The organism is Mycobacterium sp. E2462 (assembly GCF_001672685.1).
Lineage (GTDB): Bacteria > Actinomycetota > Actinomycetes > Mycobacteriales > Mycobacteriaceae > Mycobacterium.
This window is the reverse complement of record NZ_LZKC01000413.1, coordinates 1-15095: the sequence shown is the minus strand read 5'-3', so window position 1 is coordinate 15095 and position 15095 is coordinate 1. Positions and strand designations below refer to the sequence as shown.

The following is a 15095-nucleotide window of genomic DNA, read 5'->3' as shown; positions in this document are numbered from 1 at the left end:
CGACGTGGTGATCGGCTCGCACACCGACCTCGAGGACCTGCGCCGGGTGGCGGCCGGTGCCGACGTGCTGACCTTCGACCACGAACACGTGCCCGGAGAGCTGCTGGAGAAGCTGGTCGCCGAGGGCGTCAACGTCGCGCCGCCGCCGCACGCCTTGCTGTACGCCCAGGACAAGCTGGCCATGCGGCGCCGGCTGGAGGCGCTGGGCGCTCCAGTGCCCCGCTACGCCGGCATCGATACCGTCGACGACCTGGACGCTTTCGCGCGGCGCCTCGCCGGCGCCGAGGCCGCGCCGATCGTGGTGAAGGCCGCCCGCGGCGGCTACGACGGCCGTGGCGTGCAGCCGGCCCGCGACCTCGCGCACGCCCGTGAGATCGCCGGCGACTACCTGGCCCAGGGGGTGCCGGTGCTCGCCGAAGAGAAGGTGCCGTTGCGCCGCGAGCTCTCGGCGCTGGTGGCGCGCTCGCCCTTCGGTCAGGGCGCGGCGTGGCCGGTCGTCGAAACCGTGCAGCGCGACGGCATCTGCGTGCAGGTCATCGCGCCCGCGCCGGATCTGTCCGGCGAGCAGGCCGCCGCCGCGCAACAGCTGGCGTTACGGCTGGCCGCCGAGCTCGGCGTCGTGGGGGTGCTCGCCGTCGAACTGTTCGAGACGCCCGACGGGTCCCTGCTGGTCAACGAGCTGGCGATGCGGCCGCACAACTCCGGGCACTGGACCATGGACGGCGCGCGGACCGGCCAGTTCGAGCAGCACCTGCGCGCGGTGCTCGACTATCCCCTCGGCGACACCGACGCCGTCGCCGCGGTCACCGTGATGGCGAACGTGCTGGGCGCCCCGCAGCGGCCCGCGATGACGCTCGACGAACGTCTGCACCACCTGTTCGCGCGGATGCCCGATGCCCGGGTGCACCTGTACGGCAAGGAGGAGCGGCCCGGCCGCAAGGTGGGCCACCTCAACTTCGTGGGGACCGACCCGGCCGGCCTGGCGGCGCTCCGCGAACGCGCCGAGCTGGCGGCACACTGGTTATCCCACGCGCAGTGGACGGACGGGTGGGATCCGCATCAGGAACAGGAGCGGCGTACATGACCCAGCAGCCTCGCGTCGGGGTGATCATGGGCAGCGACAGCGACTGGTCGGTCATGGCCGACGCCGCGGCGGCGCTGGCCGAGTTCGACGTGCCCGCCGAGGTGCGGGTGGTGTCGGCGCACCGCACCCCCGGGCTGATGTTCGACTACGCACGCGCGGCCGCCGACCGCGGCATCGAAGTGATCATCGCCGGCGCCGGGGGCGCCGCCCACCTGCCCGGAATGGTCGCCGCCGCGACGCCGCTGCCCGTGATCGGTGTGCCGGTGCCGCTGGCCCGGCTCGACGGGCTGGATTCGCTGCTGTCCATCGTCCAGATGCCGGCCGGCGTCCCGGTGGCCACCGTGTCCATCGGCGGCGCCCGCAACGCCGGCCTGCTGGCGGTCCGCATCCTGGGCGCGTTCGACTCGGCGCTGCGCGCCCGCATCGTCGCTTTCCAGGAGCAGTTGGCCGACAGCGTGCGGGCCAAGGATGAAGCGCTGCAACGGCAGCAGGGTAAAGTTACTGGCTAGTAGCCCGGCGGCGAGCCGGGCCGTGCCGGTGGCGAGACCGGGCAATCAGGCGAAGGGCAAGGAGGCCGGAAAGTGGCTGGTTGGGCCGGAGATTCCACGTTCGATCTGTTTCAGCTCCCCGAGGAGCACCAGGAGTTGCGGGCGGCGATTCGGGCGTTGGCGGAGAAGGAGATCGCGCCGCACGCCGCCGACGTCGACGAGAACTCCCGGTTCCCGCAGGAGGCCCTGGACGCGCTGGTCGCCTCGGGGTTCAACGCCGTGCACGTGCCGGAGGAGTTCGGCGGGCAGGGCGCGGACTCGGTGGCGGCGTGCATCGTGATCGAGGAGGTCGCCCGGGTGGACGCCTCGGCGTCGCTCATCCCCGCGGTGAACAAGCTGGGCACCATGGGGCTGATCCTGCGCGGCTCCGATGAGCTGAAGAAGCAGGTGTTGCCGTCGATCGCCGACGGCACCGCGATGGCCTCCTACGCGCTGTCCGAGCGCGAGGCGGGCAGTGACGCGGCCGCGATGCGCACCCGCGCCAAGGCCGACGGCGACGACTGGATCCTCAACGGCGCGAAGTGCTGGATCACCAATGGTGGCAAGTCCAGCTGGTACACGGTGATGGCGGTAACCGACCCGGACAAGGGCGCCAACGGGATTTCGTCGTTCATGGTGCACGCTGACGACGAGGGATTCACCGTGGGGCCCAAGGAGAAGAAGCTCGGCATCAAGGGCTCGCCGACCACCGAGCTGTACTTCGAGAACTGTCGGATCCCGGGGGATCGGATCATCGGGGAGCCCGGCACCGGGTTCAAGACGGCGTTGGCGACGCTGGATCACACCCGGCCCACCATCGGGGCTCAGGCGGTCGGGATTGCTCAGGGGGCGGTGGACGCCGCCATCGCCTACACCAAGGAGCGCAAGCAGTTCGGTCGCCCGGTCAGCGACAACCAGGGCGTGCAGTTCATGTTGGCCGACATGGCGATGAAGGTGGAATCGGCGCGGCTCATGGTCTACCACGCCGCCGCGCGCGCCGAGCGGGGCGAGTCCAACCTGGGCTTCATCTCCGCGGCGTCGAAGTGTCTGGCGTCAGACATCGCGATGGAGGTGACCACCGACGCGGTGCAACTGTTCGGCGGGTACGGCTACACCCAAGACTTCCCGGTCGAGCGGATGATGCGCGACGCCAAGATCACCCAAATCTACGAAGGCACCAACCAGATCCAACGCGTCGTCATGTCGCGGGCGCTCCTGCGCTGACCGAGCGGCCCGATTCTTCGGTCCCGCCGAGCCGCGCCGAATAAGATTGCCCCACCGCAAGCGCTCCGGGTGTATAGACACACGTACAGTCAGTCATCGGGCTCAGCGAGCCGGATCGCCGTCACCGAGCAAGGGTCGTACGCGGCCAGGGGGTTTGAGTGAAGAACGTGGCTCTCCCAGCGCACCTTCGGGTGCCCGGGAACTGATGCCCGTGCAAGCTCCCGTCACCCCGGCCGCCACGTGGCAGTCGCTGTCGCTGCTGTTGGTCGAGGACGACCGCGCCGACGCCGTGCTGGTCGAGGACCTGATCGCCGACGCCGTCGCCGACATCCGGGTGGTGTGGGCGCAGTCGATGGCCCACGCCGAGCGCGAACTCGAGTCGGCCCGCCCCGATTGCGTGCTGCTCGACCTGCACCTGCCCGACGCCAACGGCATCGACGCGCTGGACCGCATCGCCAAGCGCGACGCCACGGTCCCGATCGTCGTGCTGACCGGGCTCAACGACGATCATTTCGGTGCGTCCGCGGTGGCCGCCGGCGCGCAGGACTACCTGGTCAAGGGCCGCGTCGAGCCCGAGATGCTGCGCCGCGCGCTGCTCTACGCGATCGAGCGCAAACGCGCCGAGCTGATCGCGGCCGATCTGCACGCGACGCAGTTGCGGGCCCGCGAGAACGCGCTGCTGGAACGCGGCCTGCTGCCGTCGCCGCTGCTCAGCGACCAGCCGGGTGTCGACATCGTCGCCCGCTACCGGCCGAGCCGCGAGGACGCGCTGCTGTGCGGCGACTTCTACGACGTGGTCCAGACCCCCGACCGGATCATCCACGTCCTGATCGGCGACGTCGCCGGGCACGGCCCGCACGAGGCCGCGCTGGGTGCGGCGCTGCGGATCGCGTTTCGCGCCCTCACCTTCGCCGGCGTGCACGGCGTCGAGCTGATGCGGCAACTGGAGCGCGTGCTGCACTCGGAACGCATCGACTCCGGCGTGTTCGCGTCGGTGCTGTGCCTGCAGATCCTTCCCGACAGCACCCGGGTGCGCGCCATCCGCGCCGGCCACCCCGGCATGCTGCTCCAAGGCGGCGGCACCGTGGACTGGATCGAGCCGCCGGGCGGTCCGGCGCTGGGGCTGCGCGCCGACGACTGGCCGCAGCACGACCTGGAGCTGCCGGTGGGCTACGGCCTGCTGTTGCTCACCGACGGCCTTTTCGAGGGGTACTCGGGGCGTGGCAACGAACGCCTGGGCGAGGAGGGCTTGCTGACGCTGGCCAGGTCGCACGCCGAGCTGCCCGGCCCGGCGTTCGTGGACGCGCTGCTCGACGGCGCCCAGCAACTGGCCCTGCCGCGCGGCGGCCTCACCGACGACATCGCCGTGCTGCGCATCGAGAGGACAGCCACGTGATCCGCCGCCCGCCCCTGTCGCAACTGACCGTGCGCGGCTGGCAGGCCCTGGTGCTGCTGAGCATGGGCGCGATGGTGCTGGCCGGTGCGTTGATCGGCGCGGCGTTGCTGACCCGCACGGACGCCATGTCGCACGAGCTGATCGACGGCCTCCAGCCGGCGCGCCTGGCGGCCGCTCAGCTGCAGTCGGCGCTGCGCGACCAGGAGACGGGCGTGCGGGGCTACTTGATCGCCGCGGACCGGCAGTTCCTCACGCCCTACTATGACGGGCAACACGCCGAACACGCTGCGGCCGAGGATATTCGGCGCAGGGCCGGCGAGCGCCCGGACGTCCTCGGGGACCTCGACGCCATCGAGGACGCGGCCGCGCAGTGGCGGGCCAGTTACGCCGAGCCGCTCATCGCCAGCGTCAACACGAGCGATTTCGCCGCCATGACGGCCCGCGCCGCGGACCGGGGCAAGGCCCAATTCGACCACCTGCGAGCCCTTTTCGACACGCAGAGCGCACACCTGTCGGCGGCGCGGGCGCGCGCCTCGGACGACCTCGAACACACCGCTGCGTGGCGCGACAGGGTGCTGGGCGCGATGCTGCTGTTGTTCTTCGGCACGGCGGCCATCCTCGGATTCCTGATTCGTGACACGGTGGCGCGGCCCCTGGCGATGCTCGCCGCGGCGTGCCGGCAGATCACCGAGGGCAACTTCGACCGCACCATCACGCCGCCGCGCCGGCCCAAAGACATCCGGGACATGGCGATCGACGTGGAGAACATGCGCAGGCGCATCGTCGACGAGCTCGAGGTGTCACGCTCGGCCCGCCAGCAGCTCGACGAGCAGACCGCCGAATTACAGCGCTCCAACACCGAATTGGAGCAGTTCGCCTACGTCGCCTCCCACGACCTGCAGGAGCCGCTGCGCAAGGTGGCGTCGTTCTGTCAGCTGCTGGAGAAGCGCTACGGCGACAAGCTCGACGAGCGCGGCATCGAATACATCGGGTTCGCCGTCGACGGCGCCAAGCGCATGCAGGTGCTCATCAACGACCTGCTCACCTTCAGCCGGGTGGGCCGGCTCAACACCTCGGAATCCGAGGTGGGCCTGGACAAGAAGCTGGACAACGGCCTGGCCAACTTGGCCATTGCGCTCGAGGAGTCGGGCGCCGAGATCGTGCGCCCCGACGAGGGGTTACCGCGAGTTCTCGGCGACCCGACGCTGCTGACCATGTTGTGGCAGAACCTGATCGGCAACGCGGTGAAGTTCCGGCACGCGGACCGCGCGCCCCGCGTGGTCATCGAATGCGAGCGCGGCAGTGGCGAACACGAGGGCTTCTGGGTGTTAACGGTGTCGGACAACGGGATCGGCATCCCCGCGGAGTTCTCCGAGAAGGTGTTCGTCATCTTCCAGCGACTGCACGGCCGCGACGTGTATACCGGCACCGGTGTGGGGCTAGCGCTGGTCAAGAAGATCGTCGAATACCACGGCGGCACCATCTGGATCGACACCACCTACACCGAGGGGACCCGGTTCCGGTTCACCCTCCCGGTGCTCGCGACCACGCCCGACCAGGACGCCGGCGCGACACGCCCAGCCGCTTTGGAAGGAGCGCAACAGTGACATCGCCCGGTAGAGCGATCGACATCCTGCTCGTGGAAGACGACCCGGGTGACGAGCTGATCACCCGAGAAGCGTTCGAGCACAACAAGTTGAAGAACCGGCTGCACGTCGCACACGACGGGCAAGAGGGGCTGGATTATCTCTACAAGCGGGGTGAGTTCGCCGACGCGCCTCGCCCGGACCTGATCCTGCTCGACCTGAACCTGCCCAAGTACGACGGCCGGCAACTGCTCGAGAAGGTCAAGTCGGACCCCGACCTCGCGCGCATCCCGATCGTGGTCCTGACCACGTCCTCGGCCGAGGAGGACATTCTGCGCAGCTACAAGCTGCACGCGAACGCCTACGTCACCAAGCCGGTGGACCTCGACCAGTTCATGAAGGCGGTCCGCCAGATCGACGAGTTCTTCGTCCAGGTGGTGCGGCTGCCCAACGGCAGCTGAGCCGCTACGGGGCCGGTTCCGGCTCGGCCAGCAGCACGTCGTTGTGCTGCCCGAGCGCCGGGACGGGATCGCCGGGCGCGGCGTCGAAGCTGGCGTAGCGCGCCGGCATCCGCACCACCGTGACCGCGTCCGGCCCGGTGCCCACCGGCAAGGCGAGCTCGTTCTCGGCGAACAGCGCGGTGCCGACCACCTGCTTCCAGGTATAGGCGTGGCAGGCCATCAGGCCGCCCTGCTGCAGCAGCTGAACCCACTCGTCCGCGGTCTTGGCCGCCAGCGCCGACTCGAGTTCCTCGGTCAGCTCGTGGTAGTTGAGCGCCCGCGCGCGCTGGTCGACGAACCGCTCGTCGTCAAGCAGGTCGGGCCGGTCGATCAGCCGGCACAAGGTCGCCCAGTGCTTCGGCACGTATGCGCTGATGACCAGGTACCCGTCAGCGGCCCGGAACGCGTCCGACGGCTGGGTGGCGAAGCCGACTCCCTTGCGCCGCTTGGCCTTCGGCTTGGCGTCGTTGTCGGGCTTGGGTGCCTCGGTCGGCTTGTTCAGGTGGATGGTGAGCTGCCCCGCCTGCAGGCTCACCGCCACGTCATACATTGCGACCCGCACCACGTCACCGACTCCGTGCCGCTCGCGGTTGAGCAGTGCGGCCAGCACGGCCTGGGCCAGCACGTGGCCGCTGGCGGCGTCGACCAGCTGGAACGGGATGATCTGCGGCTTGCCGGTGGGCGTCGGCATCCCGGTGGTCATGCCCGACTCGGCCGCCACCATGAGGTCGACGCCCGGGCGGCTGCCGTGCGGGCCGTTGCCCCCGTAGGCCGAGAGGCGGGCGTAGACCAGCCGGGGGTTGCGGGCGCGCAACTCGTCCGGGCCCAGGCCCATGCGCTCCATCACGCCGGGCCGAAAGCCTTCCAGCACAACGTCGGCCGTGTCCACCAGCCGCAGGATCTGTTGCTTGGCCGTGTCGTCGGTGAGGTCGGCCATCACCGACTTCTTGCCGCGGTTGTGGGGGAGGAACAGCGTGGCCAGCGGCGGCCGCCCGGGCAGGACGGCGGTGATGTGCCGCGCCGCCTCGCCGATGGGCGCCTCGATTTTGATGACCTCGGCGCCCAGGTCGGCCAGCACCTGCCCGGCCAGCGGCCCGGCGATATTCTGCGTGAAATCGAGAACGCGGAATCCGTCGAGGGGCTTGGGCATCGTTGCGCCTTTCTTCTAGCCTGCCTTGTTCAACACCGCTGTGCAGTAGTAGTTCTGCGAAAACGGCGCGTCGGCGTCCGTCGACTGCAGCGGCAGGCCGTTGTTGGCCAGCATCTGGTTGAGCGGCGTGCGGACCGGTTGCCAACCGCGCCCCTGCAGATAGGTCGCGACGTCGTTTCGCTCGCCGGGATAGCCGAGGTCTCCGAGGGCGATGTCGAGGCCGTTGCTTCGCCACTTCTCGCTGGCGGCGTTGAGGGCGTCGCCGTTGACTCCCGAATTCACGAAGACCTCGGCGACCAATTGGCTGCCGTCGGCGCTGAGCTCGGTGATCTGGTCCAGCAGCCGGTCCTGCGCCTCGGGAGGCAGGAAGCCGACCAGCCCCTCGGCGGCCCACGCGGCGGGCTGGCGGGCGTCGAAACCGGCCTCGCGCAACGCCGTTGGCCAATCGTGGCGCAGGTCAACGGGCACGTCACGCACCTCGGCGGTCGGTGTCGCGCCCAGCTCGGCGAGGGTGGCGGTCTTGAACTCGATGACCTGGGGCTGGTCGATCTCGAACACCGTGGTGCCCGGCGCCCAGGGCAGCCGGTACGCCCGCGCGTCCAAACCGGAGGCGAGGATGACCACCTGGCGGATGCCGGCGGCGCCCGCCTCGGCGAAGAAGGCGTCGATGTAGCGGGTGCGCGCGGCCAGCATGTCGGTCATGCGCTGCATGCCCCACGGGGCGCCCGGGACGTCGACGTCGGCCGAGTCGAGCTCGCCGGCCGCCCACCGGGTCATGAAGTCGACCCCGACGGCGCGCACCAGCGGTTCGGCGTACTGATCGTCGATCAACCCGTCGCGGGTGGCCCGGGCGCGCCCGGCGGCGACCATGGTGGCGGTCGCTCCCACGCTGGTCGCCAGGTCCCAGGTGTCGTCGTCGCTACGCGCCATCGAAGAATCCCTTCGCTCTACTGATTAGCCACCATAACCACCGGCGGTCCGCGCTCACCGGCTGGGGCGGGTGCGCTGGTTCCGGTGTCACGCGGTGACGGCCTTCGTGGCGCACGGTGCGACGGCCGCCGCCGACCGTGCGATCGACGCGGCGGCGGGCCGGCGGCTACGGCTGCTCGAAAAAATCTTGATAGATAAGCGTTATCTATCCCCCTGTCGCCAGGATGGTGTGGATTTTCGGGCGCGCGGTCGGTGTGAGTCAAATGCGTTGATGGACAACGGGCGCCGTTGCGGCCGCGCCGCGGGGTTCGCGCACGTCGGTCAGTGTCCATCTTCACAACGAAGCTCGACGACGTTGCGCGACGCTGCGTTGACGGTTCAGGGCTGTGCTCCGACCGCCGGGGGCCAGTGCGAGGCACGTTCTATCACTCATTCGCCTAAGACGAATACCGTTGAGAAACAACGTCTCTCATGCAGATCCGGTTGTAGCCGCGCCCCGCGGCCGCGCGGCTACTATTCGCTTTAGGTGATACACCCGGATCGACGTAGAACGTACGCGAGGCATCGGCCCGCGATTCAGGGAGGGGTTCACGCGTGGTCTTATCGGTCATTCCTCAGGGTCTGGAAGCTTTCGCGGCGGTCAATAGCGCAGCGGGACAGGCAATTACGGGTTCGGCGTCATCGGATTCGGCGGCGATGCTGAACGCGGCCGCTGCGGCGCTGGGCCCCATCGGGGCCAGTTACCTTGCCGCCTACGGCCCCGCGCAGGCCAACAATCTTGCGGCTGCCCTACTCGTGGGGCAACTGCATTCTGCGATCGGTGCCGCAACTACGGCGGCGAACGCGTCGTTCGTCGCCGTAGACGAGGCGTAAGGGCGGCTCCCACCGGCATGGGCACCAACGCCAACGCCGCTGCGCCCGTGAACGCGACGGGTCAATTGGCGCAGACGCTTTCGGGTTTCGATACGCGGCTTGTCATCGACGCCCAGGAATCGAACCTGGGCGACTATCTCAATCAACCGGTGCACGACATCACCTCGCGGTTGGGCGCGCCCGGCCTTCCGCAACCCGCGCCGCCGCCCGATCCGACCGACCCGAACGCCGCCGCAGGCTCGAACGCCGCGGGCAGCGCGATCCCGGGCATGCTGACCGGTCTGTTGACGCAGATGATTCAACCGGTGACCGAGGCCCTGGGCATGCTGGGGTCGGGGTCCTTCGGTGACCTGGATCCGACGCAACTGCTCAGCGGTATTTCCCAGACCGCCGCGTCGGCCGTCCAACCCGTGCAGCAGGCGATGTCCGGCCTTGACGGAGCCTGGCAGGGTGCTGCCGCGTCGGCGGCGACGGCAACGACCGACGCCGCGTTGACCAACGGTACTCAGGTCGCGAACCAGTCCAGCGCGCTGGCAACCAGCCTGGCCACGGCGACCGCCGGTGTCCAGCAGGCGAACGCGCAACTTGTGGCGATCATGAACCAGTTCACCGCGACCATTGCGGCCATCGGTCCGAACATCATCTTCCCGTGGGGGATGGCCGAGGCGATCGCGGCCGCCAATCAGGCGGTCACCCAGGCGGCAACCGTGATGACCCAACTGCAGGGCACCCTGGCCGCCGAAGAGGCGAACGTCACGGCAATCGGAACTCCGATCTCCGTGACGCAGGCGCCTCAGACGGGCGCGAGTCTCGCGGGCGCGGTCGCTCCCGGTGCGGCCAGCGCCTCGCCTTTGGCGGCCAATTTCGCCGTGGCACCGGCTGCGGCGGCCGGCGCCCCGCTCGGCGCGGCCGTCGCTCCGGCCGCGTCCGCACCGGTCTCGTCCTTCGCGCCGGCGTTGATGCAAGCCGTAGCCATGCCCGCGATGAGCGGCGTGAGTGCCGCGACGGGGGCCCTGCAGGGTATGGGCGGGGCCGGCGCCGGGACGCCGGCGGGAGCAACAGCGCCAGAGGGCCCGGTGACCAACGCCGTCGCCGGCGCGGGTGCGGCCGGCAAGGGTGGATTCGGCGGCGGCGGAGGCGGCGCACTGGGAGGCATCCCGCTCGAAACGATCGAGTCGCGGGTGGCCGCGCCGGCGAGCATCCCGGCCGCGGACACGGCGCCTCCCATGACCGGCGATGCCGCCGCGCCCCCGGCGATGGGCGCAGGTTCGCCGATGGGCGGTTATCCCATGGGGTTGGGGAGCAGGGCCGGGGCGGGGAAGACCCACAGTGCCGCAGCCTTTTTGCACACGGCCGCACAGGGTGACGAGATCGTGGGCGATCTCGGCAGTGTTGCCCCGCCCGTGTTCGGTGAGGCTGACAGCGCTACCAGTCCAGATATCGATTTGAGAATCTAGAGAGGGAGTTTCGCGATGACGGGTACTGCCGACTTCCGGATGCAGCCAGACGAAGTCACCGACGCGACCCGGCTACTCGACCAGTTGGCCGGCCGCGCCGAAAAGTTGATGCAAGCCGAGGCCCCAAACCTCACGGTGAACGCCGCAGCGCGCGATGAGGTCTCGCAGCGCGTCTCCTCGACGCTCAACGACGTGCACTCGTCGTTCGGGGCATCGACGGATCACGCCACCAACCAGATGCGGGCGATCGCGGCGGCCCTGCGCGCACACGCCGACAACGTCGTGGCCGCGGAACAAGACTTCGCAACCTAATTCGCGGCGCAGTGCGGGCCCGAACACGAGCATCCGAGAGGAGGTCAGGGCGTGGGTTTCACCAATGTGGCATGGGAATCGCGCAGCGCAACGCAGCTTGCCCGCGATCTCACGACCGGGCCCGGGCCCATGCCGGTCGGACAGGCAGGGGCGGCCTGGGTGCGGCTTGCCGATGAATGGGCCAGCATCTCAGAGGATTACGACAAGATCGTCGGGAAGATCAAGGGTTCGTTTTCCAGTCGGGGCGCCGACGCGGCAGCGCGCAAACTCGACGACTTCGGCAAGTGGCTGCAAACGGTCAGCGTCACCGCCGCCAACAACGGCGAGCGGGCCGAGGAGGCGGCGGTCGCCTACAGCGTCGCCGTCCTGGCGATGCCTAGCGTGTCCGAAGCAATAGAGGCCAAAACGACGCACGACGTCATGGCGTCGCTCGCCGCCTACAACGGGGCGGTGCTCAACGGGCAATTCGCGGAGTTCGACCAGTTGGTCAGCTCTCATCAGGCGAGCGCATCCGCGGCGATGTACCAATACGAGCAGGCGTGTGCCGAGCTTGCCGCCCCGTGGCAGCTGCCCCCGCCGCCGGAGGTCTGTAAGGCGGCCGCGCTCGACGCCGAGCGCGACGCGAAGGCCACCGGTGAGGTCAAAGCCGCAGGCGCGGGGCCGGGCGGCGGTGCGGCTCTGGCGGCGCCACCCCTCGCTCCGTTTCGGGTGGCCGAGGTCAAAGCGACGAGCGACGCCAAAGCCCCGCACAAGGTCCAGTCCGCTGCCGGCCCGTCTGGCGTGGGCCCGGCAGGAACCGGGTACGGACCTTTGGCGGCCCTGGGCCGCGGCGGCAATTCACGCGAGCACCAATCACCCTCGGCGGCAACCCTGGACGGTGGTGGTGAACCCGGAGCCGGTCCGTCCCAGGCTGATCCCGCGTGGCTGCCCATGGCTCAGCAAAGCGACGCGCCGTTCACTGTCTCCCATGTCAGCTGGGGCCCGAGCACGTCGGTGTTCGACGAACTCGTCTCGCCGCCCGAACCCGAGGCGCCGCAGTACGCCGACCTGCCGCAGTCAACGCTCGAGCAGGTGTCGAACTCCTGGGTGTCCCCTCCGGTGATCGGTGGCGACAAGGGGCTGACGCTGTGACCGCGGCGCTGTCTGACCGGCTGACGCTGACCGGGGACGAACTCCACGTGGTGGCCTCGCGCGTCGGCATGCACGAATTCCCGACAGTGCTGGCCGTCCGCAGCCCGCACGCCACCGTGGACCAGCGAAACGCCGCACGCGACCGCGCGGCCCGGAAACTAGCGTCTCGCAAACTGATCGACGGCGGGTCGGTGCACCCCGAGCTGGTGACCGTGCTGCAGGCGCTGCAATGGCCGGACCGTGAGCTGGCCATGCGGCTGGTGACGCCGGACGGCATCGCACGCGTAAGCGTCACCCGGCGGGGCGCGCTGTGCGTACTCGCGCGACGGATCGCCGACGAGACTCTGTTGCGGATCATCGGCTACCACAACGACGTTCGAGACGTGGTGTCGGCGGTCGTGGCCGAGCTGCCAAAAGCCAAGCCGGCCGACATCGAGCCCGTCGCAGCGCCGCTGCAAGAGGTGGCGGAGAGTCTGTCCGGCACCCACGATGCGGTGGAGCTCGGCGACCGCGCACGAGCTTTGGGTGCCGAACCCCGCGCCGCCATGCTGCTGGGTGCCGCGCTGGGATCACGTCAGGCTTTCGCCGAGATCGTGTACTACACCCTCACCGATGCCGAGGGCCGGATATCCCGCGCCCCGGCAGCGGTCGCACTGTTCTACACCAGCCGCGGTCGCGTCGTCGCGGCCCCGAGCGGCTCGCCGTCGGGAGACGCGTGGGTCACCCTTAAAGCCGGCTCCGATCACGCTGTGGCGCAGGCGATCTTCCAGCTCATCGGGCTCGCCGAGGAAAGTTGGTCGACGACGAGCGGGATGGCGGGATGAGTTTCGAGCACCGGGCTCCTTCCGCCGACAACAACAAAGAAGTAATCAGAAAGGAAACATGGAACCGAAATGACACTGTCACTTACCCAGGCGGAGGCTCAGCAGAAGCTCTCGCAGGTCCAGGACGCTCGTAACCAGGCGGTCGCGATTCTCAGCCAGATTGCCGACACGCAGCAATCGATGCTGAGTTCGAGCTGGAAGGGCGGCAGCGCAACGACTTACGGCGGAACGTCGTCCCAGCAGCAAGAGGACGCGCAACAAATCATCAACTACCTCAACCAGATCGTCGAGACCGGATCAGCGCAGATCAACGCGGTCGCCAACATGGACAACGGCTAAGGGAATACCGGGACAATGAGCGAAATCCTCTACAACTTCGGCGCTAACAACTCGTCGTTGGACGACGTCAACAGCAACATCAGCAAGATTCAGGAAGTCCGGTCCGACATCGCCAATCTCTTCAGCGTTTTGGCCACGGTCTACGAGGGTGCGGGCGCATCAGCCCTGAACCAGGCGCAGCAAAACATCAGCTCGATGCTTGATGACATGTTGAACAACATGACCATCACGCAGCAGCAGGCGCAAGAACAGCAGGCTGCCATGCAGGCCCTGGACCAGCAAAACGCTTCAGCGTTCTAAACGACTGCGCGGAGCCCGGGCTTGTTCTGAGTTCGAGCCCGGGCGCCGCGCACTGAACGAAAAGGATTGGGAGAACTCATGTCGAGCAGCGGATCAACGGGCAGCGGGTCGACCGGGAGTGGATCGACGGGTAGCGGGTCGACCGGGAGTGGATCGACGGGCAGCGGGTCGACCGGCAGTGGGGCGACGGGCAGCGGCGGAACCGACGTCAGCTCGCTGACCAGCGCGCTGAAGGGGCTCCAGAACAGTGGGCCGGTGGACCTCAAACTGTCCAGCGAGACCGAGCAGGCTTATCTCAACATCGTCAGCACGTTCAGAAATGCCTTGAACGATCAGCTCAAAACGATCACCGGCATGAGCTCACTGGGTAGCCCGGGCACTCTGCCGTCGGCGACACAGACCAAGAACAACCTGGAACTCGACATCTCCGGGCTCAGCGGCATCGAGCAGTCGATCAACCAATACCTGTCTTACCTCGATCAATTTTCGGCGACGGTGAAGGCGGCCAGCAATCGCCTCATCGGGTCGGGATAAGTCGGGATCGCCTAGCCGTGTCTCATCACAAGAGCTCGCCGCCGCTCACCGCGGCACAGATCGACGATCTGATCAACTCCGGCAAGGACGCTCAGGATACGCCCGGTGCGAACTGGATGGCGCTGGCGGCGCTGAACAATAGCGATGTGACGTCGCTTGCGGTGTCTCAGAACGAACTGCAAGACATCACCGGCGTCACGACAAGTCCGGCCAGTGTCGCCATCGAAGATTTTGGGGGCGTGACCTTCACAGACATGTATCAAGCGTTCCAGGGGGCCTCCGGCACGTTGGACAATGGGAACGGTGGCACCCTGCAGCAGGTTGCCAGCGCGATCGTGGAAGCGTCACAAGCTTTTCAGCTGGCGCTGGGCCAGCAGGAGGCCAAGCAAGACTGGGTTGGGAAGACCCACGACGCCGCACTCGACAACATCATGCAGTCACTACCCGACGTGGCGAACATCGCCTCGGGTGCGAATGCGCTGGGGCTGTTGATCGACGCCTTCTCTCACACGGTTTTTCAGACGCAGTGGTATCTCAACGAGAACGAGCCGCAATACACCGCATCGTTGAATCGCTGGCCGAACGAAGTTGACGAGATCAACCAGGCGTACAACTCGTTCGCCCAAGACGTGATGAATACGGTATACGCGCCCAACATTTCAGGCATCGCCAGCAATAATCCGAGCTTTTCTACGCCGACGACCGATCCGTCCACGCCGACACCACCGCCACCTGGCTCGGGCGGCGGGATGGTGTTCAGGTTTGGCGGCGGCAGCGCGGAAGTGGAACCCGCATTAGGCGGGGGCGCAGTGCTGTTCACGTTCGGCGGCGGCGCAAGGTTGTTCAGATTCGGTGGCGGCGGTCAGCGTGGGCCCGGCGCCAAGGAGCATAAGGCGAATAAGGCGTTGCGCACCAAGAAGAACGGTGA

The 15095-nt window shown here is 68.3% G+C and carries 17 protein-coding genes; 15 read left to right on the top strand and 2 right to left on the bottom strand.

From position 1 onward, the window contains the following. From A5714_RS21465 to A5714_RS21440, 6 genes are all read left to right on the top strand, one after another. The coding region (locus tag A5714_RS21465) for a 5-(carboxyamino)imidazole ribonucleotide synthase (protein ID WP_068288655.1) at positions 1–1084 on the top strand (1084 nt) is incomplete at its 5' end. Next, entirely contained in the window at positions 1081–1593 is a 513-nt protein-coding gene (gene purE, locus A5714_RS21460; protein ID WP_068288652.1) for a 5-(carboxyamino)imidazole ribonucleotide mutase, read from the top strand. The genes A5714_RS21465 and purE, both read left to right, overlap by 4 nt. Positions 1594–1665: 72 nt before the next feature. Continuing rightward, the gene (locus tag A5714_RS21455; RefSeq protein ID WP_068072667.1) at positions 1666–2835 is read left to right on the top strand and encodes an acyl-CoA dehydrogenase; all 1170 of its coding nucleotides are present in this window, start codon (positions 1666–1668) and stop codon (positions 2833–2835) included. A gap of 205 nt (positions 2836–3040) precedes the next feature. Further along, positions 3041–4231 carry a PP2C family protein-serine/threonine phosphatase gene (locus tag A5714_RS21450; RefSeq protein ID WP_068288640.1) on the top strand — a complete coding sequence of 397 codons (1191 nt, stop codon included), beginning with the start codon at positions 3041–3043 and terminating at the stop codon, positions 4229–4231. Between the two features lie 62 nt (positions 4232–4293). Next, entirely contained in the window at positions 4294–5838 is a 1545-nt protein-coding gene (locus tag A5714_RS21445; RefSeq protein WP_082959893.1) for a CHASE3 domain-containing protein, read from the top strand. Further along, complete coding sequence (locus A5714_RS21440) at positions 5835–6278, top strand: response regulator (RefSeq protein WP_068072673.1); 444 nt, start codon at positions 5835–5837, stop codon at positions 6276–6278. The genes A5714_RS21445 and A5714_RS21440 overlap by 4 nt, the downstream gene beginning before the upstream one ends. 4 nt (positions 6279–6282) lie before the next feature. Here the strand turns inward: A5714_RS21440 and A5714_RS21435 are convergent, their stop codons facing one another. Together A5714_RS21435 and A5714_RS21430 are read right to left on the bottom strand one after the other, a co-directional pair. Next, positions 6283–7467 (bottom strand): CoA transferase, encoded by a 1185-nt coding sequence (locus A5714_RS21435; protein WP_068288634.1) that lies wholly within the window; start codon positions 7465–7467, stop codon positions 6283–6285. Positions 7468–7482: 15 nt separating this feature from the next. Then, positions 7483–8397 carry a class I SAM-dependent methyltransferase gene (locus tag A5714_RS21430; RefSeq protein WP_068072682.1) on the bottom strand — a complete coding sequence of 305 codons (915 nt, stop codon included), beginning with the start codon at positions 8395–8397 and terminating at the stop codon, positions 7483–7485. A 594-nt stretch (positions 8398–8991) separates the two neighbouring features. On the opposite strand from A5714_RS21430, the gene A5714_RS21425 reads away from it, so the two are divergent. The 9 genes from A5714_RS21425 to A5714_RS21385 form a co-directional block, all read left to right on the top strand. Then, positions 8992–9270 carry a hypothetical protein gene (locus A5714_RS21425; protein WP_068288631.1) on the top strand — a complete coding sequence of 93 codons (279 nt, stop codon included), beginning with the start codon at positions 8992–8994 and terminating at the stop codon, positions 9268–9270. A gap of 17 nt (positions 9271–9287) precedes the next feature. Beyond that, on the top strand, positions 9288–10727 hold the full coding sequence (locus A5714_RS21420) for a hypothetical protein (RefSeq protein ID WP_068288628.1): 1440 nt from the start codon (positions 9288–9290) through the stop codon (positions 10725–10727). Positions 10728–10742: 15 nt separating this feature from the next. Next, the gene (locus A5714_RS21415) at positions 10743–11039 is read left to right on the top strand and encodes a PE domain-containing protein (protein ID WP_068072691.1); all 297 of its coding nucleotides are present in this window, start codon (positions 10743–10745) and stop codon (positions 11037–11039) included. 51 nt (positions 11040–11090) lie between these two features. After that, complete coding sequence (locus A5714_RS21410) at positions 11091–12170, top strand: PPE domain-containing protein (protein ID WP_068288625.1); 1080 nt, start codon at positions 11091–11093, stop codon at positions 12168–12170. After that, on the top strand, positions 12167–12994 hold the full coding sequence (locus tag A5714_RS21405) for an ESX secretion-associated protein EspG (protein ID WP_068288622.1): 828 nt from the start codon (positions 12167–12169) through the stop codon (positions 12992–12994). Before A5714_RS21410 ends, A5714_RS21405 begins: the two co-directional genes overlap by 4 nt. Before the next feature lie 69 nt (positions 12995–13063). Continuing rightward, positions 13064–13333, top strand: a complete 270-nt coding sequence (locus tag A5714_RS21400) for a hypothetical protein (protein WP_068072700.1) — start codon at positions 13064–13066, stop codon at positions 13331–13333. A 15-nt stretch (positions 13334–13348) separates the two neighbouring features. Beyond that, entirely contained in the window at positions 13349–13633 is a 285-nt protein-coding gene (locus tag A5714_RS21395) for a hypothetical protein (protein ID WP_068072703.1), read from the top strand. A gap of 255 nt (positions 13634–13888) precedes the next feature. Continuing rightward, positions 13889–14167, top strand: a complete 279-nt coding sequence (locus tag A5714_RS26290; RefSeq protein ID WP_068288618.1) for a hypothetical protein — start codon at positions 13889–13891, stop codon at positions 14165–14167. Positions 14168–14184: 17 nt separating this feature from the next. Continuing rightward, on the top strand, positions 14185–15095 hold a 911-nt coding region (locus A5714_RS21385; protein WP_197513857.1), incomplete at its 3' end, for a hypothetical protein.

Excerpts from the sequence above, each read along its gene's own strand:
- A5714_RS21445 (WP_082959893.1), top strand. The coding sequence starts at position 4,294 with ATGGGCGCGATGGTGCTGGCCGGTGCGTTGATCGGCGCGGCGTTGCTG.
- A5714_RS21400 (WP_068072700.1), top strand. The coding sequence starts at position 13,064 with ATGACACTGTCACTTACCCAGGCGGAGGCTCAGCAGAAGCTCTCGCAG.
- A5714_RS21430 (WP_068072682.1), bottom strand. The coding sequence starts at position 8,397 with ATGGCGCGTAGCGACGACGACACCTGGGACCTGGCGACCAGCGTGGGA.
- A5714_RS21415 (WP_068072691.1), top strand. The coding sequence starts at position 10,743 with ATGACGGGTACTGCCGACTTCCGGATGCAGCCAGACGAAGTCACCGAC.
- purE (WP_068288652.1), top strand. The coding sequence starts at position 1,081 with ATGACCCAGCAGCCTCGCGTCGGGGTGATCATGGGCAGCGACAGCGAC.
- A5714_RS21435 (WP_068288634.1), bottom strand. The coding sequence starts at position 7,467 with ATGCCCAAGCCCCTCGACGGATTCCGCGTTCTCGATTTCACGCAGAAT.
- A5714_RS21420 (WP_068288628.1), top strand. The coding sequence starts at position 9,288 with ATGGGCACCAACGCCAACGCCGCTGCGCCCGTGAACGCGACGGGTCAA.
- A5714_RS21450 (WP_068288640.1), top strand. The coding sequence starts at position 3,041 with ATGCCCGTGCAAGCTCCCGTCACCCCGGCCGCCACGTGGCAGTCGCTG.
- A5714_RS21395 (WP_068072703.1), top strand. The coding sequence starts at position 13,349 with ATGAGCGAAATCCTCTACAACTTCGGCGCTAACAACTCGTCGTTGGAC.